The sequence below is a fragment of the Pseudomonas sp. GW823-FHT04A03 genome (assembly GCF_058796615.1).
Map to the genome: position 1 here is coordinate 182387 of NZ_JBXAIV010000004.1, position 23286 is coordinate 205672.

Annotated in this window: 19 protein-coding genes and 2 tRNA genes; 6 read left to right on the forward strand and 15 right to left on the reverse strand. The window is 61.4% G+C overall.

The genetic code is table 11. The features are described from left to right. Positions 1-93 precede the first annotated feature (93 nt). The 4 genes from AC1Q9F_RS13480 to AC1Q9F_RS13495 all read left to right on the forward strand — a co-directional run bounded on the left by AC1Q9F_RS13480 (position 94) and on the right by AC1Q9F_RS13495 (position 3215). Positions 94-180: transfer RNA gene (locus tag AC1Q9F_RS13480), tRNA-Leu, on the forward strand. A gap of 181 nt (positions 181-361) precedes the next feature. Further along, a tRNA-Leu gene (locus AC1Q9F_RS13485) sits at positions 362-448 on the forward strand. Positions 449-639: 191 nt separating this feature from the next. Beyond that, positions 640-1650 carry an iron ABC transporter substrate-binding protein gene (locus AC1Q9F_RS13490; protein WP_207984860.1) on the forward strand — a complete coding sequence of 337 codons (1011 nt, stop codon included), beginning with the start codon at positions 640-642 and terminating at the stop codon, positions 1648-1650. Then, positions 1650-3215, forward strand: coding sequence for an ABC transporter permease (locus AC1Q9F_RS13495; protein ID WP_207984859.1), 1566 nt, complete (start codon positions 1650-1652; stop codon positions 3213-3215). Before AC1Q9F_RS13490 ends, AC1Q9F_RS13495 begins: the two co-directional genes overlap by 1 nt. 41 nt (positions 3216-3256) lie before the next feature. On the opposite strand, the gene AC1Q9F_RS13500 is transcribed toward AC1Q9F_RS13495, so the two are convergent. The 12 genes from AC1Q9F_RS13500 to AC1Q9F_RS13555 all read right to left on the reverse strand — a co-directional run bounded on the left by AC1Q9F_RS13500 (position 3257) and on the right by AC1Q9F_RS13555 (position 18248). Then, the gene (locus AC1Q9F_RS13500) at positions 3257-5191 is read right to left on the reverse strand and encodes a methyl-accepting chemotaxis protein (RefSeq protein WP_127796751.1); all 1935 of its coding nucleotides are present in this window, start codon (positions 5189-5191) and stop codon (positions 3257-3259) included. A 140-nt stretch (positions 5192-5331) separates the two neighbouring features. Then, complete coding sequence (locus AC1Q9F_RS13505) at positions 5332-6621, reverse strand: adenylosuccinate synthase (protein ID WP_207984858.1); 1290 nt, start codon at positions 6619-6621, stop codon at positions 5332-5334. Between the two features lie 54 nt (positions 6622-6675). Continuing rightward, complete coding sequence (locus AC1Q9F_RS13510) at positions 6676-7863, reverse strand: ATP phosphoribosyltransferase regulatory subunit (protein WP_007950716.1); 1188 nt, start codon at positions 7861-7863, stop codon at positions 6676-6678. 313 nt (positions 7864-8176) lie between these two features. Next, positions 8177-9046: a protease modulator HflC gene (gene hflC / locus AC1Q9F_RS13515; protein WP_007950723.1), complete on the reverse strand. Its 870-nt coding sequence runs from the start codon at positions 9044-9046 to the stop codon at positions 8177-8179. Continuing rightward, entirely contained in the window at positions 9046-10215 is a 1170-nt protein-coding gene (gene hflK, locus AC1Q9F_RS13520) for an FtsH protease activity modulator HflK (RefSeq protein WP_039766653.1), read from the reverse strand. Before hflK ends, hflC begins: the two co-directional genes overlap by 1 nt. 96 nt (positions 10216-10311) lie before the next feature. Further along, entirely contained in the window at positions 10312-11613 is a 1302-nt protein-coding gene (gene hflX / locus AC1Q9F_RS13525; protein WP_007950725.1) for a ribosome rescue GTPase HflX, read from the reverse strand. 12 nt (positions 11614-11625) lie between these two features. Next, entirely contained in the window at positions 11626-11886 is a 261-nt protein-coding gene (gene hfq / locus AC1Q9F_RS13530) for an RNA chaperone Hfq (protein WP_007902656.1), read from the reverse strand. A gap of 92 nt (positions 11887-11978) precedes the next feature. After that, positions 11979-12950, reverse strand: coding sequence for a tRNA (adenosine(37)-N6)-dimethylallyltransferase MiaA (gene miaA / locus AC1Q9F_RS13535; RefSeq protein WP_207984857.1), 972 nt, complete (start codon positions 12948-12950; stop codon positions 11979-11981). Further along, positions 12950-14857 carry a DNA mismatch repair endonuclease MutL gene (mutL, locus tag AC1Q9F_RS13540; RefSeq protein WP_492620123.1) on the reverse strand — a complete coding sequence of 636 codons (1908 nt, stop codon included), beginning with the start codon at positions 14855-14857 and terminating at the stop codon, positions 12950-12952. Before mutL ends, miaA begins: the two co-directional genes overlap by 1 nt. Beyond that, positions 14854-16239, reverse strand: a complete 1386-nt coding sequence (locus AC1Q9F_RS13545) for an N-acetylmuramoyl-L-alanine amidase (protein WP_371857334.1) — start codon at positions 16237-16239, stop codon at positions 14854-14856. The genes mutL and AC1Q9F_RS13545 overlap by 4 nt, the downstream gene beginning before the upstream one ends. 51 nt (positions 16240-16290) lie before the next feature. Next, a complete protein-coding gene (gene tsaE / locus AC1Q9F_RS13550) occupies positions 16291-16761 on the reverse strand; it encodes a tRNA (adenosine(37)-N6)-threonylcarbamoyltransferase complex ATPase subunit type 1 TsaE (protein WP_007950729.1) in 471 nt (156 codons plus the stop codon). After that, positions 16749-18248: an NAD(P)H-hydrate dehydratase gene (locus AC1Q9F_RS13555; RefSeq protein WP_492620122.1), complete on the reverse strand. Its 1500-nt coding sequence runs from the start codon at positions 18246-18248 to the stop codon at positions 16749-16751. Before AC1Q9F_RS13555 ends, tsaE begins: the two co-directional genes overlap by 13 nt. 63 nt (positions 18249-18311) lie before the next feature. Here AC1Q9F_RS13555 and queG point away from each other — a divergent pair, with 63 nt between their 5' ends. Next, positions 18312-19391: a tRNA epoxyqueuosine(34) reductase QueG gene (gene queG, locus AC1Q9F_RS13560; protein ID WP_492620121.1), complete on the forward strand. Its 1080-nt coding sequence runs from the start codon at positions 18312-18314 to the stop codon at positions 19389-19391. Here the strand turns inward: queG and AC1Q9F_RS13565 are convergent. Both AC1Q9F_RS13565 and orn read right to left on the reverse strand, forming a co-directional pair. Then, entirely contained in the window at positions 19373-19984 is a 612-nt protein-coding gene (locus AC1Q9F_RS13565; protein WP_492620120.1) for a trimeric intracellular cation channel family protein, read from the reverse strand. The genes queG and AC1Q9F_RS13565 overlap by 19 nt on opposite strands. Before the next feature lie 83 nt (positions 19985-20067). Then, the gene (gene orn / locus AC1Q9F_RS13570; RefSeq protein WP_065258764.1) at positions 20068-20610 is read right to left on the reverse strand and encodes an oligoribonuclease; all 543 of its coding nucleotides are present in this window, start codon (positions 20608-20610) and stop codon (positions 20068-20070) included. Positions 20611-20717: 107 nt separating this feature from the next. On the opposite strand from orn, the gene rsgA reads away from it, so the two are divergent. Next, positions 20718-21749, forward strand: coding sequence for a small ribosomal subunit biogenesis GTPase RsgA (gene rsgA, locus AC1Q9F_RS13575; RefSeq protein WP_007950741.1), 1032 nt, complete (start codon positions 20718-20720; stop codon positions 21747-21749). Positions 21750-22207: 458 nt separating this feature from the next. On the opposite strand, the gene motB is transcribed toward rsgA, so the two are convergent. Beyond that, positions 22208-23284, reverse strand: a complete 1077-nt coding sequence (gene motB, locus AC1Q9F_RS13580; protein ID WP_492620119.1) for a flagellar motor protein MotB — start codon at positions 23282-23284, stop codon at positions 22208-22210. Between the last annotated feature and the right edge of the window lie 2 nt (positions 23285-23286).

Sequence of the window (23286 nt, forward strand, 5' to 3'; positions counted from 1 at the left end):
AAAAAAATCATTTTTTTTGCTGGCAGGGGTTTACAGTTAAAAAGGCGCTCCGTATAGTGCGCGCCATCGACGACGTACACACGTTGACGAGATGCCCAGGTGGTGAAATTGGTAGACACGCCAGCTTCAGGTGCTGGTGACCTTACGGTCGTGGAAGTTCGAGTCTTCTCCTGGGCACCAATTTCGAGTTTGAGACTAGATCAGTTTCAAGACTCACACAAAAACCCGCGAAAGCGGGTTTTTTGCATTCTGCGCCCCGCCTTTTTCTGAAAATGATTTATTAAAATCAAATCAGGGGTTTACAGATCAAAAGGCGCTCCGTATAGTGCGCCACATCAACAGCGGCAACGCTGAAGATGAAGCCCAGATGGTGAAATTGGTAGACACGCCAGCTTCAGGTGCTGGTGACCTTACGGTCGTGGAAGTTCGAGTCTTCTTCTGGGCACCAATTCAAATTCAAGGTCACGATCTTGAATCTCACAAAAACCCGCGAAAGCGGGTTTTTGCGTTTCCGGGGTCTGGAAAAACCTGAAACCAACGCTTACCAGACCCACCCCCTCCCCGCAAGGCGCACTTGAGAAACAATATCGTTTATCATTGTTGCAAGTTTTTGCAATGCGACAGTGAGGAACCCTGCGAATGATGTTTCGAAATACCCTGCGCCGCGGCTTGACCTTCACCCTGCTCGGCCTGGCACTCGCCACTCCCCTCACCCAGGCTGCCGACGCGGTTTCCCTGACTCTCTACAACGGTCAACACAAGGAAGTCGGCGATGCGATCGCCAAAGCCTTCGAAGCCAAGACCGGCATTCACGTCAATGTGCGCAAGGGCAGCAGCAATCAGCTCGCCAGCCAGATCATCGAAGAAGGCGACCGATCCCCCGCCGACGTCATCTACACCGAAGAATCCCCACCGCTGAACAACCTTGGCGAACAGGGCCTGCTGGCCAAGACCGACGATGCAACGTTGGCTGTTCTGCCAAAAGAATATGTCGCCGGCAACGGCACCTGGATCGGCGTCACCGCACGGGTTCGCGTAGTCGCCTTCAACCCGAAACTGGTCGATGAAAAAGACCTGCCCAAGTCGGTGCTGGATTTCGCCGATCCGCAGTGGCAAGGCAAGGTCGGTTTCGTGCCCACCAGCGGTGCCTTCCAGGAACAAGCCGTAGCCATCATCAAGAAACACGGTCGTGAAGCAGCGGAAGAATGGCTGACTGGCCTGCGCGCCTTCGGCAAGACCTACAGCAACAACATGGTCGCCCTCAAGGCTGTGGAAAACGGCGAAGTCGCCACCGTACTGGTGAACAACTACTACTGGTTCGCCCTGCAGCGGGAGAAAGGCAAGCTCGACTCCAAACTGCATTACTTCACCGGCGGCGACGTGGGCGGCTTGATCACTGTCTCCAGCGCAGCCGTGCTGAAATCCAGCAAGCATCCAAAGGAAGCGCAGCAATTCCTCGCCTACATGGCCAGCGAAGAAGGCCAGCGCGTGATCACCCAGACCACCGCCGAATACCCGCTGCATAAAGGCATGGAATCCGATCGCGGCCTCAAGCCGTTCAGCGAACTGGAAGCGCCGGACGTCACGCCGGCCGATCTTGGTAATGCCGAAGAAGCGCTGGATCTGGAACGCGAAGTTGGCCTGAACTGATGACCGCATCGTTATCCGCGCCCGCTACACGCGGGGGTTACGTGCCACGGCGCAAGCGGCCGTCGATCTGGCTGGTGCTGCCGGTGTTGTTGCTGGTGGCCATGAGCCTGTTGCCGCTGGCCTACGTCGGACTCAAAGCCTGGCAAGCAGGCTGGTCCGAGGCGCTGCACTTGCTGTGGCGCCCGTATGTGTTCGGCCTGCTGCGCAATACGCTGGCGCTGATGGTTGGCGTAACCGTGACCTGTGGCGTGATCGGCCTGTCACTGGCGTGGTTGCTGGAGCGCAGCAATCTGCCGGGCCGACGGCTGTGGGGCGTGATTCTTTGCCTGCCGTTCGCGGTGCCGGCATTCGTCAGCAGTTTCACCTGGGTTTCGCTCAGTGCGCAGTTCGAAGGACTCGGCGGGGCAATCCTGGTGATGAGCCTGTCGAAGTACCCGCTGATCTTTCTGCCGGTGGCCGCCACGCTGCGCAATCTTGATCCATCCCTTGAAGAGTCGGCTCGCACACTGGGACAGAATCGCTGGGGCATGTTTTTCCGCGTCACCCTGCCGCTGCTCTGGCCTTCGCTGCTGGCGGGATCGCTGCTGATTGCATTGCACATGCTGGTGGAGTTCGGCGCACTGTCGATCATTGGCCTGCAAACCTTCACCACCGCGATCTATCAGCAATTCGAACTGGAATTCAGCAATGCCAATGCGGCAATGCTGTCTGCAGTGTTGCTGGCGCTGTGCCTGATGCTGTTGTGGCTGGAGCTGCGCGTTCGCGGCAAAGGCCGTCATGTGCGCACCGGCCAGGGCGCGGCGCGTCGGGCTGAACAAGTGCGGCTCGGGCCTTGGGCGATCGCCGGTCAGCTGTATTGCCTGATGCTGGCGATTGTCGGCAGCGGGATTCCGCTGGGCATGCTGGCTTACTGGCTCGCAGTGGGATCGTCAGCGGCATTCCCGATTGCGGCGATCACCGAAGCCTTGCTGTCTTCATTGGCGCTGTCGCTGGGTGGCGCGGGATTGTGCCTGGTGCTGGCAGTGCCGGTCGGGTTGCTGGTAGTGCGCTACAAAGGCCAACTGGCGATCTGGGCCGAGCGCCTGCCCTATCTGCTGCACGCCCTGCCGGGATTGGTGATCGCCCTGACGCTGGTGTATTTCGCCCTGCATTACGTGCCGGCGCTGTACCAGACCTCCGCGCTGTTGCTGATCGCTTATGCGCTGCTGTTTCTGCCGCTGGCTCAGGCGCCGATCCGCACGGCGCTGAACAAGGCCGCACCGCAACTCGAAGAAGCCGCCCGCACGCTGGGCGCCTCTTCGTTCACGGCGTTCTGCCGAGTGACCCTGCCGATCATCTTTCCGGCACTGGGCGCGGCGTTTGCGCTGGTGTTTCTGGATGCTATGAAGGAACTGACGGCGACATTGCTGCTGAGCCCCACAGGACTCAACACATTGGCGACCGAAGTCTGGGCGCACACCGCGAATGTCGAGTTCGCAGCCGCAGCGCCTTATGCGGCGTTGTTGATTGTGGTCTCGGGATTGCCGGTGTATCTGCTGACGACCCGGATGTATTTGAGCCGATAAAAAAATCGCAGCCGAGGCTGCGATTTTTTTTGCCCGGACTATCAGGCCCGGAACTGCCCCAGACTAGCCTTGAGTTGCGCCGCCAGACCATCCAGCACCTTGCCACTGGCCGTAGTCTCGACCACCGCCTGAGCGGCTTTCTCGGCCTGGGCATGAATCGTCTCGACGCGCCCACGCACAGCCTGCGCGCCTTGTGCCTGATGCGCCGCTGCCTGAGTCGCCAGGCCAATCGCCGCATGCACCTGCTCGACCGACGCCTGCACCGATTGCTGCAGCCGCGCGCTGTCACGCAGCACCAGCAAACCTTCGCTGGCCTGACGCCCGGCCTGACCGATCGCCTCGACCGCTTCACGGGCACCCTGCTGCAAGGCCACGATGTGCGCCTGAATGTCGCCGGTGGAGCTTTGGGTCTTGCTCGCCAGCGCGCGGACTTCATCCGCCACCACCGCAAACCCGCGACCGGTCTCGCCGGCCCGGGCCGCTTCGATGGCCGCGTTGAGCGCCAGCAGGTTGGTCTGCTCGGCGATGCCGTGAATCACGGTCAGCACCACTTCGATTTGCTCGCTCTGCTGCGCCAGCCGCTCGATGACTTTCGCCCCTGTATCGACCTGCCCCGCCAGCGCCTCGATCAAGCTGCCGACCTTGGCCGAGGTGCGAGTGTTCTCGTCGGTGGCCTGGCGAATATCCACCACCTGCTTCAACGCAGCCTGCATCGCATGACTTTCCGATTGCGCTTCGTCGGCCATTTGCGAAAGCGCCCGCAGACTCTCGGCCACTTCATCACGCTGCATTCCGGCCGCCGCATCGGCACCGGCGTTACGCAGGGTCATGGCGCCGATTTCCACACCGGTACGCTGAGCCACATCCCCGGCCTCGCGCACGATCGGCTGCAACTTGTCCACAAAGCGGTTGACCGCCGACGCCATGTCGCCGATTTCGTCCTTGCTGTTGATCTGCACACGCTTGGTCAGATCGCCCTCGCCTGCTGCCAGATCATCCATGGCGGCGTTGAGCATTTTCAGGCGATTGACCACTCGATGACCGAGTACCACCGCCAGCAGCAACAGCACCCCGGCACCCACCAGCGCCAGGCCCATGCCGATACGCCAGCGCAGAGTTGCTGCTGCGTCCTGCACGGTACTGGTGGTGTTGGCCTTCATTTCGGCAGCCGTGGATTGCGCCGACTGCAGGCGCGCACGCATGGCGGTGGCGCTGTCGGCAGCGGCGCCTTTGAGACTGTCGCCAACCAGTTGATCGCTGCTGGCAATCAACGCCGTGAAGCGCTGATCGAGCGCCGCCAGATCGGTTTCGACCGAAGCAGTCGAGACGCCCATCAACACCTTGCCGATTTCCACACCATTGGGATTGATAGAAGCTTCGAGGTAGTAGACCGACGGATCGTTCTTCGCCGCATCCAGCACTTTATCCAGCGCCCGCTCACCCTGGCCTTTTTCCAAAAGGGCCTTGTTGATCGGGTTTTCGCGATTGAGGTAGCGGGTCAGATGCTGGCCGGTGGCGTCGTCATACACCACGAACAGCACGTTGGGATTGCGCTGGGCCCGGCGGGCGAACTCGGACAGGGTCGGCACGTCGCTGTCCCACATGGCGCGAGGCGCCACCGAGGCCAGCAACTGGGCCATGTCATTGGCCGAATCCTTCAGGTCTTTTTCCAGAGTCGCACGCAGTTGCGCCTGCTCTTCCTTCAGACGCGAGGAAAGACCGGCGGTAAGACGCTGACGGGTACTTGAGGAGAGGTTGTCGAGGCTCGACGTGACTTCGCGCCCGGCCTGCTCCAGCTCACCGGACAACTTCTGACTGTCGGCGCCCAGGCGAGTGCCGAGATCGGCTTCAAGCGCAGTGACGGTGCTCCGCGTCAGGGCGACGGCCACCAGCACTTGCACCAAAAGGGCGATACCAAGGGTAACGAACACGGGCCGCAACAGACGGCTTTGTAACAGTGAGAGAACGGCTGACACTTTGAATCCCTCTACTTCTGACGCCATTAATTTGATGGCACTCTTGTAGACAGAATCACAGCAAAGGTCATGCCGTCCAACAGGCATAAACGACAAAGGCCCCGATGAAGGGGCCTTTGTGTTTTTACATCAACGACTTATCAAGCGAACGGATGACGCAGAACGATGGTTTCGTTGCGGTCCGGACCCGTCGAAATAATGTCGATCGGCGCGCCGATCAACTCTTCAACGCGTTTGATGTAGGCACGAGCGTTGGCCGGCAGCTCTTCCAGGGTTTTGGCGCCCACGGTCGATTCGGTCCAGCCTGGCACTTCTTCGTACACAGGCTGCAGGCCTACGTAGCTGTCAGCGTCAGTCGGGGCAACAGCGTTGCCTTGTGCATCTTTGTAGCCGGTGCAGATGTTGATGGTTTCCAGGCCGTCGAGTACGTCCAGCTTGGTCAGGCAGATGCCCGAGATGCTGTTCACATCGATAGCGCGACGCAGGATAACGGCGTCGAACCAGCCGCAACGACGGGCACGGCCGGTGGTAGCACCGAACTCGTGGCCTTGCTTGGCCAGGTGCGCGCCGACTTCGTCGAACAGCTCGGTCGGGAATGGACCCGAACCTACGCGAGTGGTGTAAGCCTTGGTGATGCCCAGGATGTAGTCCAGGAACATCGGGCCAACGCCCGAACCGGTCGCAACACCACCAGCGGTGGTGTTGGAGCTGGTCACGTACGGGTAGGTGCCGTGGTCGATGTCGAGCAGCGAACCCTGGGCGCCTTCGAACATGATGTCTTTGCCGGCGCGACGCAGGTCGTGCAGCTCGGCAGTCACGTCCAGCATCAGCGGCTTGAGCAGCTCGGCGTATTCCTTGCACTCGGCCAGAGTCTTTTCGTACTCGATGGCAGGCTCTTTGTAGTAACCGACCAGCATGAAGTTGTGGTAGTCCACCAGTTCACGCAGCTTGTCTTCAAAGCGCGGCATGTTGAGCAGGTCGCCAACACGCAGGCCACGACGTGCAACCTTGTCTTCGTAAGCCGGGCCGATGCCGCGACCGGTCGTACCGATCTTCAGCTCGCCGCGGGCCTTTTCACGGGCCTGGTCCAGCGCCACGTGGAAGGACAGGATCAGCGGGCAGGAAGGACTAATGCGCAGGCGATCGCGCACCGGTACGCCTTTCTCTTCCAGCTTGGTGATCTCGCGCAGCAGGGCGTCAGGTGCAACCACCACGCCGTTGCCGATCAGGCACTGCACGCCTTCGCGCAGCACGCCCGACGGGATCAGGTGCAAGACGGTTTTTTCACCGTCGATCACCAGAGTGTGACCGGCGTTGTGGCCACCCTGGTAGCGCACTACGGCGGCAGCATGTTCGGTCAGCAGATCAACGATCTTGCCTTTGCCCTCATCACCCCATTGGGTGCCCAGGACTACGACATTCTTACCCATAACACTTGTCCTCATTCGCGCAAACTTGGTGCCGGCGTCAGCCGGCAGGAAAACTCAAGAAGCCAGTGGCGATACTTGCCAAAGCCCGTTCTGCTGGATCAATTGCCGGTCGCAGTCCGCATCACGGGCGGCGGCCAAAGGTTGTCCAGGCAATGCCTGAACGACACGCTGACCCTCACTGCGCAACTGGCAAACCTGCTGCCAGAGTGCCGCATCCGTACTGTCAGGCATCCAGATACCGCCAGACGGTAGCTCGATCTCAGCACGCCCCAGGGTCACCAGGGTTTTCAAATCGGTGGAGAAGCCGGTGGCCGGACGGGCGCGACCGAAGTCGGCGCCGATGTCGTCGTAGCGACCGCCCTGGGCGATGGACTGGCCAACACCCGGCACGAACACCGCGAACACCACACCGGTGTGGTAGTGATAACCGCGCAGTTCGCCCAGGTCGAAGTACAGCGGCAGCTCCGGGAAGCGCACCGACAGACGCTCGGCGATCGCCAGCAAATCTTCCAGTGCCGCCAGTACCGGGGCCGGCGCATTGGCCAGACGCTCGCGGGCAGCGGTCAGGACCTCACGGCCGCCGCACAGGTCTACCAGCGCGCGCAACATGCCGGACAGATCGGCCGGCAGGCCTTCGGTCAAGGTAATGACCTCGTCGATGGCCTTGCGTTGCAATGCATCGAACAACTGCTGCTCGACTTCACCCGACAGACCGGCCGCCTGGGCCAGACCGCGGTAGATGCCGACATGCCCGAGGTCCATGTGCACGTCCGGCACGTCGGCCAGTTGCAGCATGGCCAGCATCAGGCTGATGACTTCGACGTCGCTGCTCGGGCTGGCATCGCCGTACAACTCGGCGCCCAGCTGAATCGGGCTGCGCGAGGACGACAAGGCACGCGGCTGGGCATGCAGCACACTGCCGGCGTAGCACAGACGGCTCGGACCTTCGCGACGCAGGGTGTGCGCATCGATGCGCGCCACTTGCGGCGTGATGTCGGCACGGAAACCCATCTGCCGGCCCGATTGCGGGTCGATGACCTTGAAGGTACGCAGATCCAGGTCCTGGCCCGCGCCGGTCAGCAGGGATTCCAGGTACTCGATATGGGGAGTCACGACAAACTCGTAACCCCAGCTCTGGAACAGATCCAACACCTGACGACGCGCGACTTCAATGCGCGCCGCTTCCGGTGGCAGTACTTCTTCGATGCCATCTGGCAGCAGCCAGCGGTCTACCGTTGCCATTACGCCATTCCCCTTAGATCCGGGCGGCCAGCCCGAGGGCGAGCCTTGAGTGAAGCAGAAAATGACCGGCCCGTTCAAAACGCACGCGCATGAACGACGCGGCGAAAGGCCTGTTACCGGCTTCGCCCATCACTTTCCTCGAAAAACTGTCGGGCCATTCAACCCGATCTTCTGCAACAAAAACAGCAATCAAACGTGCAGACGCAAAAAAGCCGGGAATTTCCCGGCTGCCGCATCATACACACGTTTTCCCAAAGGATCACCCCGCCCGAGGTATTAGCCGCCGGGCGGAATGATTCAGGTCAACGTCGTATCAAGGCTTGGACTTTTCCAGGTAACGGAAGAAGTCGCTGCTTGGGTCGAGGACCAGGACGTCGGATTTGTTCGCGAAGCTTTCACGGTAGGCACGCAGGCTACGGTAGAAACCGTAGAACTCCTGATCCTGGCCGTAGGCCTTGGAGTAGATCGCAGCGGCCTGGGCATCACCGTCACCGCGAATCTCTTCGGATTCACGATAGGCTTCAGCCAGCAGCACGCGGCGTTGACGATCGGCGTCGGCACGGATGCCTTCGGCCAGCTCGTTACCCTTGGCGCGGTGCTCGCGAGCTTCACGCTCACGCTCGGTGCTCATACGCTCGAACACGCTGCGGTTCACTTCTTTCGGCAGATCGATGGCCTTGACCCGGACATCGACGACTTCGATACCCAGTTCCTTTTCCGCCATCTTGTTCAGCGACGCGGTGATGTCAGCCATCAGCGCATCACGCTCACCCGACACGACTTCGTGCAGGGTGCGCTTGCCGAACTGGTCACGCAGACCCGATTCAAGACGACGGGACAGACGCTCGTCGGCGATCTGCTTGAGGCCCGAAGTCGCGGTGTAGAAGCGCTCGGCATCTTTCACGCGCCACTTGGCGTAGGCATCGACCATCACGGCTTTCTTTTCCAGCGTCAGGAAACGCTGTGTCGGTGCATCCAGCGTCATCAGACGTGCGTCGAATTTACGCACCTGGTTAACGTAAGGAACCTTCACATGCAGACCCGGCTGAACGTCAGCCTGAACCACGCGACCGAATTGCAGCAACACCGCGCGCTCGGTCTGAGCGACGATGTAGAAGCAGTTCCAGCCAACCAGTACCACAACAACGCCAACGATCAGGGCGATCAGCGATTTATTGCTCATCAGCGGGTCTCCCTTGTACGCGACTGCGGCACGTCAGTGACATGCGGCGTGACGTCCGTGTTGTTGCTGGCAGCAGCCGAACCGGTGACCGGTGCATTGCTCCCCGAACTGTTCTGAATCATCTTGTCCAGCGGCAGGTAAAGCAGGTTGCTCTGGCCGTTCTTGTTGCCGGTCACAAGTACCTTGCTGGTGCTGCTGAAGACTTCCTGCATGGTGTCCAGGTACAGACGCTGGCGAGTGACCTCGGGCGCCTTGCGATACTCGGCAACCAGCTTGGTGAAGCGATCCGCCTCACCCTTGGCGCGCGAGACCGTTTCGTCACGGTAACCGTTGGCATCTTCGAGGATGCGCTGGGCCTGACCACGGGCTTCCGGCACCACGCCGTTGGCGTAGGTTTCGGCCTGGTTGCGCGAACGCTGCTCGTCTTCACGGGCGCGGATCACGTCATCGAAGGCTTCCTGCACTTCACGCGGTGCCGCTGCGCTCTGTACGTTGACCTGGGTGACGGTGATACCGGTGCGATAGGTATCGAGGAAACGTTGCAGACGCTCCTTGATCTCGCTGGCCATCAGCTCACGACCTTCGGTCAGCACCTGGTCCATCGCGGTGGAACCCACCACATGGCGCAGCGCACTGTCGGTCGCATGTTGCAGGCTGATTTCCGGCTGGTCGACGTTCAGCACGAAGTCCTGCAGGTTGCTGATCTTGTACTGCACGGTCAGCGGCACTTCGACGATGTTCTCGTCTTCGGTCAGCATCTGGCCCTGCTTGGTGTAGGCACGCTCACGCGTGACGTTCTCCATGTACTTCTTGTCGATCGGCGGGAAGTAGATGTTCAGGCCGGGACCGACAGTCTCGTAGTACTTGCCGAAGCGCAGCACCACGGCTTGCTCCTGCTCGTCCACTACGTACACCGCGCTGTACAGCCAGACGGCCGCCAGCACGACAAGGCCGATGCCGAGCAGGCCGCCGAAGCCGCCGCTCTTGCCCGAGCCACCACCGTCATCACCGCGTTTTTTTCCACCACCGAACAACCCGTTCAGGCTTTCCTGCAGCTTTCGGAAGGCCTCGTCGAGATCCGGCGGTCCCTTGCGGTCGCCGTTGTTGCGACGCTTGCCACCCCAAGGATCCTGATTGTTCGAGTTGCCACCCGGCTCATTCCAAGCCATAGCGCTCTCCATCTGATAAAGCAAAGACGCACCCACGGCGCGCCGACCAATGCTACAGAATGCCTGCCGTTGCGGCACAACCGCTTTGTCAGGCTTTTATTGCAAAGTGTGTTGCTCGATGAACTCCGTCGGCACAACGCCTTCACGACTGACCAGTCGATTGAGCTCCGAGCGTGGCAATCGAACGGCCAGCAAGCTGACCCCTTCTTCGTCGTGTTCTTCTTTCTGTACCGCGCCCAGTTCGAAGAACTGCGCACGCAGACGCGCGAACCGCTGAGGCAGGCGCAAGGTTCCCACGAACAGGTCACTGCCCAACAACTCGGCAATCGCCTGCTCGAGCAATTCCAGACCGGTGCCATCACGCGCCGACAGCCAGACCCGCTGGGGCTTGCCGTTTTCATCGCGCTGGATTTGTGGCTCAACGCCTTCAAGCAAATCGAGTTTGTTATAGACCTCGAGGATCGGCAAGTCCTGGGCACCGATCTCGCCCAGCACCACCATCACCTGCTCGATCTGCAACATGCGATCCGGTTCGGCCGCATCGATCACGTGCAACAGCAGGTCGGAGTTGCTCGACTCTTCGAGCGTAGACCGAAATGCCTCGACCAGTTTGTGTGGCAAGTGGCGGATGAAACCCACCGTGTCGGCCAGGACAATCGGCCCTAGGTCGTCCAGATCCAGACGGCGCAGGGTCGGGTCGAGCGTGGCGAACAGCTGGTCAGCCGCGTACACGTCGGACTTGGTCACGTTATTGAACAGCGTGGATTTACCGGCGTTGGTGTATCCCACCAGAGACACGGTAGGGATATCCGCACGCGAGCGGCCGCGACGCGACTGTTCGCGCTGGCTGCGCACTTTTTCCAGACGGCCCTTGATCTGGCGCAGGCGAACCCGCAGCAGTCGCCGGTCGGTTTCGAGCTGGGTTTCACCCGGGCCGCGCATGCCGATACCGCCACCCTGACGCTCAAGGTGAGTCCAGCCGCGAACCAGCCGGGTGCTCATGTGGTCAAGCTGGGCCAGTTCTACCTGGAGCTTGCCCTCATGGGTACGGGCGCGTTGGGCGAAAATATCGAGAATCAGACCGGTACGGTCGATCACGCGACACTCGAAAACACGTTCGAGGTTACGTTCCTGACTGGGCGTGAGGACGTGATTGAAGATCACCAGATCGGCTTCTTCGGCGTGGACCAGGTCGCGCAATTCCTCGACCTTGCCGCTGCCAATCAGGTATTTGGCGGTTGGCCGATGACGCGGCACGTTAAAAAACGCAACGGTCTCGGCGCCAGCCGAATTTGCCAGTTCCTGAAACTCCTGCGGATCTTCGCGCGCCTCAGGGTCCTGTCCATCCAAGTGAACGAGGATGACTCGTTCACCACCACCGTGGCGCTCAAAGAACAAAGGAGACTCCTATCAGGCGTTACCTGGCTCAGCGTCACCTGCTTCGGATTCGGTTGCGCTTGGCAGACGAATTGGACGAACCGGCACGACTGTAGAGATAGCGTGTTTGTAAACCATCTGGCTGACGGTGTTCTTCAGCAGGATAACGAACTGGTCGAACGACTCGATCGTGCCTTGCAGTTTGATCCCGTTCACCAGGTAGATGGAAACCCCCACTTTCTCTTTACGTAAAGTATTCAAGTAAGGGTCTTGTAGCGAATGCCCTTTTGACATGTGCCGCACTCCTTTAAGGATTCAATATAAAAATAGGTAAACAGATGGCTTTTGCCGCCACACCCCCAAGGATAGACGGCAATTGCAAGGACTCAGCTCAATATGGAGATCGTCCCAAGGTATTTCAAGGCGCGTGGCAGATTGTCGCAATCCAGACTGTCGAGCCAGTGTAAATCTTTCCAGCTGCGCAGCCAGGTGAACTGGCGTTTGGCCAATTGGCGCGTGGCGATGATGCCCCGTTCCTGCATCTCGGCCGACGTCAGCTTGCCATCCAGGTAATCCCAGACTTGGCGGTAGCCTACCGCACGTATAGACGGCAACCCGGCATGCAGGTCACTTCTATTACGCAGGGCTACGACCTCGTCGATGAATCCCTGTTCCAGCATATTTGTGAATCTTTGTTTAATGCGCTCGTGCAGTACCTGCCGATTAGTTGGAGCAATCGCCAGGTTCGCGACAGTATAGGGCAATTGTTGCAGTCCCGATGCGGCCGCTTCGGTACTTTGTACAGATTGTTTCAGCCGCAGTTCAGTCATGCTCTGACCGCTGACCCGGTAAACTTCCAGCGCACGACTCAGTCGTTGTGGATCGTTCGGATGGATGCGTGCCGCCGACTCCGGATCGATTGCCGCCAGCTGATCGTGCAGGGCTTGCCAGCCAAGGCGTGCAGCCTCTTCTTCGATCTGCGCGCGAACTTCGGGATCGGCCGCCGGCATGTCCGCCAGACCTTCGATCAAAGCCTTGTAATAGAGCATCGTGCCGCCCACCAGCAGCGGAATTTTTCCGCGTGCGGTGATCTCGGCCATGGCCTCCAGCGCATCGCGGCGGAAATCCGCTGCCGAATACGCTTCGGCCGGGTCGAGAATGTCGATCAACCGGTGCGGAAACTCGGCCAGCAGTTCTTTGGAAGGCTTGGCGGTGCCGATGTCCATGCCGCGATAGACCAGCGCCGAATCGACGCTGATCAGCTCGCACGGCAGCACCTTGGTCAGCTCGATGGCCAGGTCGGTCTTGCCCGCAGCGGTCGGGCCCATCAGGAAAATCGCTGGAGGAAGCTGGCTCATCAACGACCGCGCAGGAACAGTTTGTCCAGATCGTCCAGGCCCAGTTGGGTCCAGGTCGGTCGGCCATGGTTGCATTGACCGCTGCGCTCGGTGTTTTCCATGTCACGCAGCAGGCCGTTCATTTCCGGCAGGGCCAGGCGCCGGTTGGCGCGGATCGCGCCGTGGCAGGCCATGGTGCCGAGCAGTTCGTTCAGATGCGCCTGGATCCGGTCGCTGGTGCCATATTCCATCAAGTCCGACAGCACATCGCCCACCAGACGGTTGGCTTCGGCCTGCTTGAGCAGGGCCGGGATCTGCCGGATGGCCAGGGTTTCCGGGCCAAGGCGCTGCAATTCAAAACCGAGGCGCTGGAACCACGCCGCATGCTCTTCAGCACAATCGGCCTCGCGCTGACTGACCGCCAGCGATTCCGGCACCAGCAGCGGCTGGCCGCTCAGGCCTTCGCTGGCCATGGCGATCTTCAGACGTTCATACATGATCCGCTCGTGAGCGGCGTGCATGTCCACCAAAACCAGGCCCTGGGCGTTCTCGGACAGAATATAAATGCCCTTGAGCTGCGCCAGCGCGTAGCCCAGCGGCGGAATGTCTTCCTGACCGGCTGGCAATGCATTGGCATTCGCCTCGGGCAGCGGCGCAAAAAACTCGCGGTACGCGGCCTGAGCCTCGGCAACCGGCACGGCCGATTGCGGACGCGGCGTGTATTGATACTGATAAGCGCCGCCAGCGCTGGCGCCCGACGAAGTATTGAACGCCGGTTGCGCCTGCGGTTGCTCCAGCAACGCGTTGGCGGCCAGACGCATTTCGCCCTGCGGCCCGAATTCACCGGCTTCAAGGCCGGTAGGCCGGACGATTGCGGTAGTGACCGAACCGGTAAGCTGATCTTCCGGCCGCACGTCGCCGAGAGCACGGTGCAAGGTGCCATACAGGAAGTCATGCACCATGCGCCCGTCACGGAAGCGAACTTCGTGTTTGGTCGGGTGCACGTTGACGTCGACCGCTGCCGGATCGACCTCGAAAAACAGTGCGAACGTCGGATGCCGGCCATTGAACAGCACATCGCGATAAGCCTGACGCACCGCGTGAGCCACCAGTTTGTCGCGCACCGCACGGCCGTTGACGAAGAAATACTGCAAGTCCGCCTGACTGCGGTTGAAGGTCGGCAGACCGACCCAGCCCCACAAATGCAGGCCATTGCGCTCAATTTCGATCGGCAACGCCTGCTCAAGGAAGCCCGAACCACAGATTGCCGCCACACGCCGGGCGCGGGCCGCATCATCGTGGGCTTCGTGCAGGCTGAGGATGGTCTTGCCGTTGTGGCGCAGATGGAAGGCCACGTCGAAACGCGCCAGCGCCAGACGCTTGATCACTTCTTGCAGGTGATCGAATTCGGTTTTTTCGGTCTTGAGGAATTTGCGCCGGGCCGGGGTGTTGAAGAACAGGTCACGGACTTCCACCGAAGTGCCGACCGGATGGGCCGCCGGCTGCACGCGGGGCGCCATGTCGCGGCCTTCGGTCTCGACCTGCCAGGCTTGATCGGCATCCCGGGTGCGCGAGGTCAGGGTCAGGCGCGCTACGGAGCTGATCGACGCCAGTGCCTCACCCCGGAAACCCAGGCTCATCACCTGCTCGAGGTCTTCCAGGTTGCGGATCTTGCTGGTGGCATGACGGGCCAGGGCCAGCGGCAGGTCATCGGCGGAGATGCCGCTGCCGTCGTCACGCACTCGCAGCAGTTTGACGCCGCCCTGTTCGACATCGACGTCGATACGCTTGGCGCCGGAGTCGAGGCTGTTTTCCAGCAACTCCTTGATCACCGAGGCCGGGCGTTCGACTACCTCACCGGCGGCGATCTGGTTCGCCAGCCGTGGGCTGAGCAGTTCGATGCGGGCAGCGTTCAGGACCTGGTTCATTCTTTGGACGCCAGTTCGGTGCCGGGAATGGTCAGGTGCTGACCGACTTTCAGATCATCGCTTTTCAGATTGTTGGCGCTGCGCAGCGTGGCCGGCGAGATCTGATACCGCACGGCGATCATCGCCACGGTTTCACCCGGACCTACCCGGTGATCACGCGGCCCCTGAGCAATCTTGCCCGAATCACGCAGCCAGGCGATGTAAGTGCCCGGTGGCGGATTCTGCTGGAAGAACTGGCGCACGCCGCTGCTGATCGAACGCGCCAGCGCCTGCTGGTGGCTCGCTGCCGAGAGCTTGTTCGCTTCGTTGGCGTTGGAGATGAAGCCGGTTTCCACCAGGATCGACGGGATGTCCGGCGACTTGAGCACCATGAACCCGGCCTGTTCCACGCGCTGTTTGTGCAGCGGGGTAACCCGGCCAATGTTGGTCAGGACTTTCTGGCCGACATTGAGGCTGGAGGTCAGCGAGGCGGTCATCGACAGGTCGAGCAGAACGCCGGCCAGCATCCGGTCCTTGTCGTCGAGGCTGACGTTGCCGGCACCGCCGATCAGGTCGGAACGGTTTTCGCTGTCGGCCAGCCAACGGGCGGTTTCCGAAGTAGCGCCACGGTCGGACAAGGCGAACACCGACGCACCGAACGCGGCCGCAGACGGCGCGGCGTCGGCGTGGATCGAGACGAACAGGTCGGCGCCTTTCTTGCGGGCGATTTCGGTACGGCCGCGCAGCGGAATGAAGTAGTCGCCGGTACGGGTCAGTTCGGCGCGGAAGCCTTTCATGCCATTGACCTGACGCTGCAATTCACGGGCGATCTGAAGTACCACGTCCTTTTCGCGCTGACCGCGCGAGCCCGATGCACCCGGATCTTCGCCACCGTGGCCGGCGTCGATCACCACAATGATGTCGCGCTTGCCGGCCGGGGCCGGTGGCAGTTTGATCGCAGGCTCGGCCGGCGTCACCGGCACCGCAGGAACGGTCGCAACCGTCGGGGTCGGGGCAGGTGTCGGCGGTGGTGCGGCGTCAGCCGGGTTGTCGAACAGGTCGACCACCAGACGGTTGCCGTACTGCGCATTCGGCGCCAGCGAGAAGCTTTTCGGGGTGACGGCTTTTTTCAGGTCGATGACCACCCGCAGGTCGGTCGGCGTGCGCTGGGCCGAGCGCATGGCGGTGATCGGCGTGTTGGCGGTCTGCACATTCAGCGGCGCGCCGAGGGTGGCGCCGTTGATGTCGATCACCAGACGATCCGGCGCGGTCAGCGTAAAGACGCTGTGCTGCACCGGGCCTGTCAGGTCGAACACCAGTCGCGTGTTGTCCGGCGCCCGCCACAGGCGCACGCTGTTGACCTTCGTCTCGGCCACAGCGTTGACGGTTACTGCCATCAACATCAGTCCAGCGGCAGCCACCAACGCGCGAAAGCGCATACCTAACCCCATCATTCAATTGGTTTCCAATGCCAAAGCGGCACACCAGGCCTCGCCGCGCGAGCCCTGGGATAAAATGGTCAGCGAACGTCCGCTGTCTTGCGGGCTAATGGTAATGGTCAGGTCAGGCTTTGGCAAAAAGCCTGCACCTTTATCGGGCCATTCGATCAGGCACAGGGCGTCGTCTTCGAAATAGTCGCGGATGCCGAGAAACTCCAGCTCTTCCGGATCGACCAGGCGATACAGATCGAAGTGAAACGCCCGGACGTCACCGATCTCGTAGGGCTCGACCAGGGTGAAGGTCGGACTTTTCACCGCCCCGACGTGCCCCAGACCGCGAATGATGCCCCGCGACAGCGTGGTTTTGCCCATCCCGAGGTTGCCTTCAAGAAAGATCAGACCATGGCCCTGGGTGATTCGGGCGATGCGTGCGCCAAAGTCGCTCATGGCCTGTTCATCGGCCAGGTACAGGGTTACTTCAGACACGGTGCATGCTCCTCCAACAACTGACGAATGGCTGGAATCAGATCACTGGCCGCCAGCCCACGGCCGAATTTACCTTGTTGCGCCCCGGCGTTGGCGTGCAGCCAGACCGCCAGACACGCGGCATCAAAACCGTCCATGCCCTGGGCCAGCAGCGCGCCGGTCAGACCGGCCAATACATCGCCGAGCCCGGCAGTGGCCAGGGCCGGATGGCCTTGATGACACAGCGCCAGACGGCCATCGGGATGAGCAATCAGACTGCCCGCACCCTTGAGCACCACCACCGCTGTATATTTTTTGCTCAACGCCAGCGCCGCCGCCGGACGATCGGCCTGCACCTCGGCGGTGCTGATCCCCAGCAGACGCGCGGCCTCACCCGGATGCGGCGTGATCACACAATCCTTGGGCAGACTGACAAAACCGCAGGCCAGCAGGTTCAGCGCATCGGCATCCCACACCTGCGGCAACGGCGCATTGGCAGCAGCCGACAACAGCGCCCGCCCCCAACTCGCCTGCCCCAGCCCCGGCCCGACCACCAGCACGGACACCTTTTCCAGCAACCCCATCAATTGATTGGCCGAAGAAGTGCCCAGCGCCATGGCTTCCGGCACCCGGTTCAACGCCGCCGGCACATGTTCCGGACGGGTCGCCAGCGAAACCATCCCGGCCCCGCTGCGCAACGCACTCTCGGTGCTCAACAGAATTGCCCCGCCAAAGCCGTGATCGCCGCCGATCAGCAGCACATGGCCGAAACACCCCTTGTGCGCAGCCGGCGCGCGAGCCGCCAGACGCGGCAGGTTAACCGCGTCGAGCCGTTGAGCGGCGGCAGGAATGTCACTGAAGTTTTCGGCAGAGGCCTGCAGATCGTTAAACAGCAGTACGCCGACGTGATCCGCCGCCGCGCCCGTGAACAGCCCGAGTTTTAGGCCGATGAATGTCACGGTGAGATCAGCGTGCACTGCATCACCAAGCGCATGACCGGTATCGGCGCACAATCCGGAAGGGATGTCGACCGCTACTACCGGCAGTCCGCTGGCATTGATCGCTGCAATCGCAGCGGCGTAAGGCTCACGCACCTCGCCGCTCAGGCCGGTGCCGAGCAACGCGTCAACGACAATGCCGCGCAACTCGCAGGACAGATCCCATGGGGCAATCGGGACACCGTCGGCCACGGCTTCGGCGTGCGCCACGGCGGCATCGCCCTTTAAACGCTGCGGCTCTCCGACAGCCAGCACCTGAACCTGCCAACCCGCCCGATGCGCCAGCGCCGCCACCAGATAACCATCGCCGGCATTGTTGCCGTGCCCGGCCAGCACCGTCATTTCATTCGCGGCCGGCCATTGGCGCACCAGCGCGCGCCACGTGGCATGGGCGGCACGCTGCATCAATTCGAAGCCCGGCGTGCCGGCGGCGATCAGCCGTGCGTCGAGTTCGCGCACCTGCGCAGCACGGTACAGCGCGTCGGGTAATTGATCTTTAGTGTGCGGCATGCGTCTTCGGGCTCCGATGTCTGGCAGAATTATACGCACCTCAGCTCCGGTTTCTCTCGCCTCATGTCCGCCATCACCACAGATCTGCCTGCCCTCGCCCAATCCATCAAGGACTGGGGCCGCGAGCTGGGCTTCCAGCAAGTCGGCATCAGCGGTCTGAACCTGGCCGAGCACGAACAGCACCTGCAACGCTGGCTCGAGGCCGGCTACCACGGCGAAATGGAGTACATGGGCGCCCACGGCAGCAAACGCTCGCACCCCGAAGAGCTGGTGCCGGGCACCTTGCGCGTGGTGTCGCTGCGCATGGATTACCTGCCGGGCGACACGCAAATGGCGCAATTGCTGGCGAAACCGGAAAAGGCCTACATCTCTCGTTATGCCTTGGGCCGCGATTATCACAAGTTGATCCGTAAACGCGTTCAACAACTGGCGGACAAAATTCAATCCGAGATCGGCCCGTTCGGTTTCCGCGCCTTCGTCGACAGCGCCCCGGTGCTGGAAAAAGCCATCGCCGAACAGGCCGGCCTGGGCTGGATCGGCAAAAACACCCTGGTGCTGAACCGCAAGGCCGGCAGTTACTTCTTTCTCAGCGAACTGTTCGTCGACCTGCCCCTGCCGGTGGATGAACCCCACAGTACCGAACACTGCGGGCGCTGCACCGCGTGCCTCGACATCTGCCCGACCAACGCTTTCGTCGGCCCGTATGTGCTGGACGCGCGACGCTGTATTTCCTACCTGACCATCGAGCTGAAAAATGCAATTCCCGAAGACCTGCGACCGCTGATCGGCAACCGCGTGTTCGGCTGCGACGACTGCCAGATCTGCTGCCCGTGGAACCGCTTCGCCCGCCCGTCCGGCGAAAGCGATTTCAAGCCACGGCACAACCTGGACAACGCCGAACTGGCCGAGCTGTTCTTGTGGGATGAAGACAAATTCCTCAGCAGCACCGAGGGTTCGCCGTTGCGCCGCGCGGGTTACGAGCGTTGGCTGCGAAATCTGGCGGTAGGACTGGGTAACGCACCATCAAGCATTCCAGTGCTGGAAGCACTCAACGCACGGCGCGAATACCCGTCAGAACTGGTGCGTGAACATGTGGAATGGGCGTTGAAACAACACGCCGACCGTCAAGGCGCGTCGTTATAGACGAACTTCGGCATTTCCCAGTGGAAGCGAATTGCCAACAGCCGCAATAGAAAGCCACCGAACAAGGTGATCAGAATCGCCTGTTCGCTCGGCACGTTGAGGAAAAGACACACCATGTAGCACCACGCCGCAGCGAACGAGACGCTGGCGTACAGCTCACGGCGGAAGATCAGCGGGATGTCGTTGCAGAAGATGTCGCGCAGGATGCCGCCGAACACACCGGTGATCACGCCGCTGACCGAGGCCACCAGCATGCCGTGGCCCATTTCCAGGGCGGTCATGCAGCCGATCAGGGTGAAGGCCACCAGACCGACCGCATCGAGCACCAGAAACAGCGAACGCAGGTGACGCATCCAGCGTGCGGTGAACACGGTGATCATCGCCGCGACTGTGGTCAGTACCAGGTATTCCGGGTGTTTGACCCAGGTCAGCGGGTAATGCCCGAGCAGCACGTCGCGCACCGAACCACCGCCCAATGCGGTGACGCAGGCGATCAGCACCACACCGAACCAATCCATGCCGCGACGGCCCGCAGACAGGGCGCCGGTCATGGCTTCGGCAGTAATGGCGACGAGGTAGAGCATCAGCAACATGGTGGCGATCCTGGCAGGAAGGCGCGCAGTCTACTCACTTCGCCGAGGCACCAAAAGAGGGCGCCTCGGCGTGGGTGCCGATCTCAGAACTTGATGAAATGCTTGCGGTAGTGCTGCAGCTCGGCGATGGATTCGCGGATGTCGTCCAGCGCCAGGTGAGTGCTGCCTTTCTTGAAGCTGTCGCGCACGTCCGGCGCCCAGCGCGCGGCCAGTTCCTTGAGCGTGGAGACGTCGAGGTTGCGGTAGTGGAAGTAGCTTTCCAGCGACTTCATGTGGGTATAAAGGAAGCGGCGATCCTGGCAGATGCTGTTGCCACAGATCGGCGACTTGCCCTTCGGCACCCACTTCTCCAGGAAGGCGATGGTTTCGGCTTCAGCCTCGGCCATGCTCACGCGGCTTTCGCGCACGCGCTGGGTCAGGCCGGAATTGCCGTGGGTGCGGGTGTTCCACTCGTCCATGCGGGCGAGGACTTCGTCGCTGTGGTGAATGGCGATCACCGGGCCTTCGGCCAGGGTGTTCAGGTCACTGTCGGTGACGATGGTGGCCATTTCGATGATCACGTCGTTTTCCGGATCCAGACCGGTCATTTCGAGGTCGATCCAGATCAGATTCTGCGGGTTTTGCATATTTCGGCTCCTGAGCAATGCTGCGCAGTTTAGCCTAGGCAGCCTGCCGGGCGTGCTAAACTCGCGGCCGTTTTACCTAATCGCTGCATTCTTCAGACGGAACACCCATGGCCAAACGCCAACTCAATCGTCGTCAAAACTGGCGCATCGAAAAGATTCAGGGCGAGCGCGCCGCCCGCGCCGCCAAACGCGAGTCCTCGGCTGTCGAGGCGCTCGAAGGCGGCGATCTGGGCCCGGAACAGCACGGTCTGGTGATCGCTCACTTCGGTGTGCAGGTCGAGGTCGAGGCCGTTGACGGCGAACTGGCCGGCCAGGTCTTCCGCTGCCACTTGCGCGCCAACCTGCCAGCGCTGGTGACCGGCGATCAAGTGGTCTGGCGTGCCGGCAACCAGGGCATCGGCGTGATCGTCGCGCAACTGCCGCGCACCACTGAGCTGTGCCGTCCGGACAGCCGTGGCCAGCTCAAACCGGTGGCCGCCAACGTCGACATGATCGTCATCGTCTTCGCCCCGCTTCCCGAGCCCCACGCGAACCTGATCGACCGTTATCTGGTCGCGGCCGAGCACGCCGGCATCCGCCCGTTGCTGCTGCTGAACAAATTCGACCTGATCGACGAGCAGAACGCCCCGGCGCTGAATGCCTTGCTCGCGGTGTACCGCACGCTGGGTTACCCGGTGCTGGAAGTCTCGGCGCACCACGGCAACGGCATGGAGCAATTGCAGAAGCAGCTCGACGGGCGCATCAGCGTGTTCGTCGGCCAGTCCGGTGTCGGCAAGTCATCCTTGGTCAACAGCCTGCTGCCCGAAGTGGAAACCCGCGTCGGCCCATTGTCCGAACTGTCCGGCCAGGGCACCCACACCACGACCACCGCGCGCCTGTTCCACTTCCCCGGCGGCGGCGAACTGATCGACTCCCCGGGTATCCGTGAATTCGGCCTCGGCCACGTCAGCCGTGCCGACGTCGAAGCCGGCTTCATCGAGTTCAACGACCTGCTCGGCACCTGCCGCTTCCGCGACTGCAAGCACGATCGCGAACCCGGTTGCGCACTGCTCAAGGCCCTAGAAGATGGCCGCGTGCAGCAGCAGCGGATGAACAGCTACCGCTCGATCATCGCCAGCCTGCCGGAAAACGGTTACTAAACAACATCGCCGGCAATACTGGCTTTGGGAAAGCGTCAGTTCAAAAAAAGCCGCAGGTGACTGCGGCTTTTGCTTATCGATACGATCACCCAACAGACATCTTAAAATCAGTCGGCCGGTAATTTCGGCGCCTGTTTGGCAATGCTCTTTTCCTGTGATTTACCCCGGCGTGTGTTTTTTTTCGATCTTGCTTGCGCGTGTGCAGCACGAAGTAGCTTTGAGTAAAGGCTATCGGCTGTTTAAGCGAATCACCATTCTGCGCAATCAAGTAACAGGCGAAACGCGTAAGCATGAAATCGTCGGTAGCCAGTTGCCCACCGTTGCCAACCTCGATCATTTTCGTAACGCCACGAAAATGATCGAGGGCATCCACGCTATCGGATGCGAGGCTGATGAAAAGTGTGTCCAGTCGTCGTAGGACACAAAAAAGCCGACATCGCTGTCGGCTTTTTTGTGGGTCACTGTTTCGGCGCGGGCGTCGGAGCAGTGGCCGGTGCAGCAGGCGCCGGGGCTGGTGCCGCGCCCGGTTCGGTCGGCTTCGGCAGCGGGTCGTCGAACAGGTTCAGCCGTTCGCGCAACTCGTGGGCCGGCACCGGCTGCTGATCTGCCGGCAAGGCGTTCGGGTCGACCGGGGTGGCCGGCGCGGCGCCGTTCTGGCCTTGATCTGCCGGTTGCGACGGGTCGGCACCTTGCGAACCTTCGATGGCGGCCTGGGCTTTCTTGGTCAGCACCACGATGTCGATGCGGCGGTTGACCGGGTTGAACGGGTTCTCCTTGTCGAACAGTGCCGACGAGGCGTAACCAACAACCCGCGCCACTTGAGCGTCCGGATAGCTGCCCGCCACCAGCGCGCGCCGAGCGGCGTTGGCACGGTTGGCCGAAAGCTCCCAGTTGCCGAAGTCGCCATTGCCTACATAAGGCTTGGCATCGGTGTGACCGCTGATGCTGATCTTGTTCGGCACCGCTTTGATGGTGTCGGCCATGGCCAGCAGGATGTCTTCGAAGTACGGCTTCAGGCGTGCAGAACCGGAGTCGAACATCGGCCGGTTCTCGGCGTCCATGATCTGGATGCGCAAGCCGTTCGGCGTGATTTCGAACAGGATCTGGTCCTTGAATTTCTGCAGTTGCGGGTTCTCGTCGACCTTGTTCTGCAGTTCCTGCAGCAACAGTTCCAGGCGTTCCTTCTCGACCTGCTCGGCCATGCCTTCAACCTGTTCGGTGTCGACCGTGACCTTGTCCGGCTGCGGCTGAGACTTCACCTCAGGGTTGAGGGTGTTTTCCGGCGCCAGGGTCGGCGTACCGCCCAGATCGATGATGTACGGCGTGCCGCTCTCGGAGAAACCGACCGGGTCCTTGAAGTAACCGGCGATGGCGATCTTCTGTTCCGGGGTCGCGGTGGACAGCAGCCACAACACCAGGAAGAACGCCATCATCGCCGTCGCGAAGTCGGCGAAGGCGATCTTCCACGCCCCGCCGTGATGCCCGCCGGCGATGCGCTTGACGCGCTTGATGATTATCGGCTGGTTATTTTCCATGA

Coding starts and splice junctions, on each gene's coding strand:
- AC1Q9F_RS13490 (WP_207984860.1), top strand. CDS start 640: ATGATGTTTCGAAATACCCTGCGCCGCGGCTTGACCTTCACCCTGCTC.
- AC1Q9F_RS13495 (WP_207984859.1), top strand. CDS start 1,650: ATGACCGCATCGTTATCCGCGCCCGCTACACGCGGGGGTTACGTGCCA.
- AC1Q9F_RS13505 (WP_207984858.1), bottom strand. CDS start 6,621: ATGGGTAAGAATGTCGTAGTCCTGGGCACCCAATGGGGTGATGAGGGC.
- AC1Q9F_RS13510 (WP_007950716.1), bottom strand. CDS start 7,863: ATGGCAACGGTAGACCGCTGGCTGCTGCCAGATGGCATCGAAGAAGTA.
- hflC (WP_007950723.1), bottom strand. CDS start 9,046: ATGAGCAATAAATCGCTGATCGCCCTGATCGTTGGCGTTGTTGTGGTA.
- hflK (WP_039766653.1), bottom strand. CDS start 10,215: ATGGCTTGGAATGAGCCGGGTGGCAACTCGAACAATCAGGATCCTTGG.
- hfq (WP_007902656.1), bottom strand. CDS start 11,886: ATGTCAAAAGGGCATTCGCTACAAGACCCTTACTTGAATACTTTACGT.
- miaA (WP_207984857.1), bottom strand. CDS start 12,950: ATGAGCCAGCTTCCTCCAGCGATTTTCCTGATGGGCCCGACCGCTGCG.
- mutL (WP_492620123.1), bottom strand. CDS start 14,857: ATGAACCAGGTCCTGAACGCTGCCCGCATCGAACTGCTCAGCCCACGG.
- AC1Q9F_RS13545 (WP_371857334.1), bottom strand. CDS start 16,239: ATGTTGATGGCAGTAACCGTCAACGCTGTGGCCGAGACGAAGGTCAAC.
- AC1Q9F_RS13555 (WP_492620122.1), bottom strand. CDS start 18,248: ATGCCGCACACTAAAGATCAATTACCCGACGCGCTGTACCGTGCTGCG.
- queG (WP_492620121.1), top strand. CDS start 18,312: ATGTCCGCCATCACCACAGATCTGCCTGCCCTCGCCCAATCCATCAAG.
- AC1Q9F_RS13565 (WP_492620120.1), bottom strand. CDS start 19,984: ATGTTGCTGATGCTCTACCTCGTCGCCATTACTGCCGAAGCCATGACC.
- orn (WP_065258764.1), bottom strand. CDS start 20,610: ATGCAAAACCCGCAGAATCTGATCTGGATCGACCTCGAAATGACCGGT.
- rsgA (WP_007950741.1), top strand. CDS start 20,718: ATGGCCAAACGCCAACTCAATCGTCGTCAAAACTGGCGCATCGAAAAG.
- motB (WP_492620119.1), bottom strand. CDS start 23,284: ATGGAAAATAACCAGCCGATAATCATCAAGCGCGTCAAGCGCATCGCC.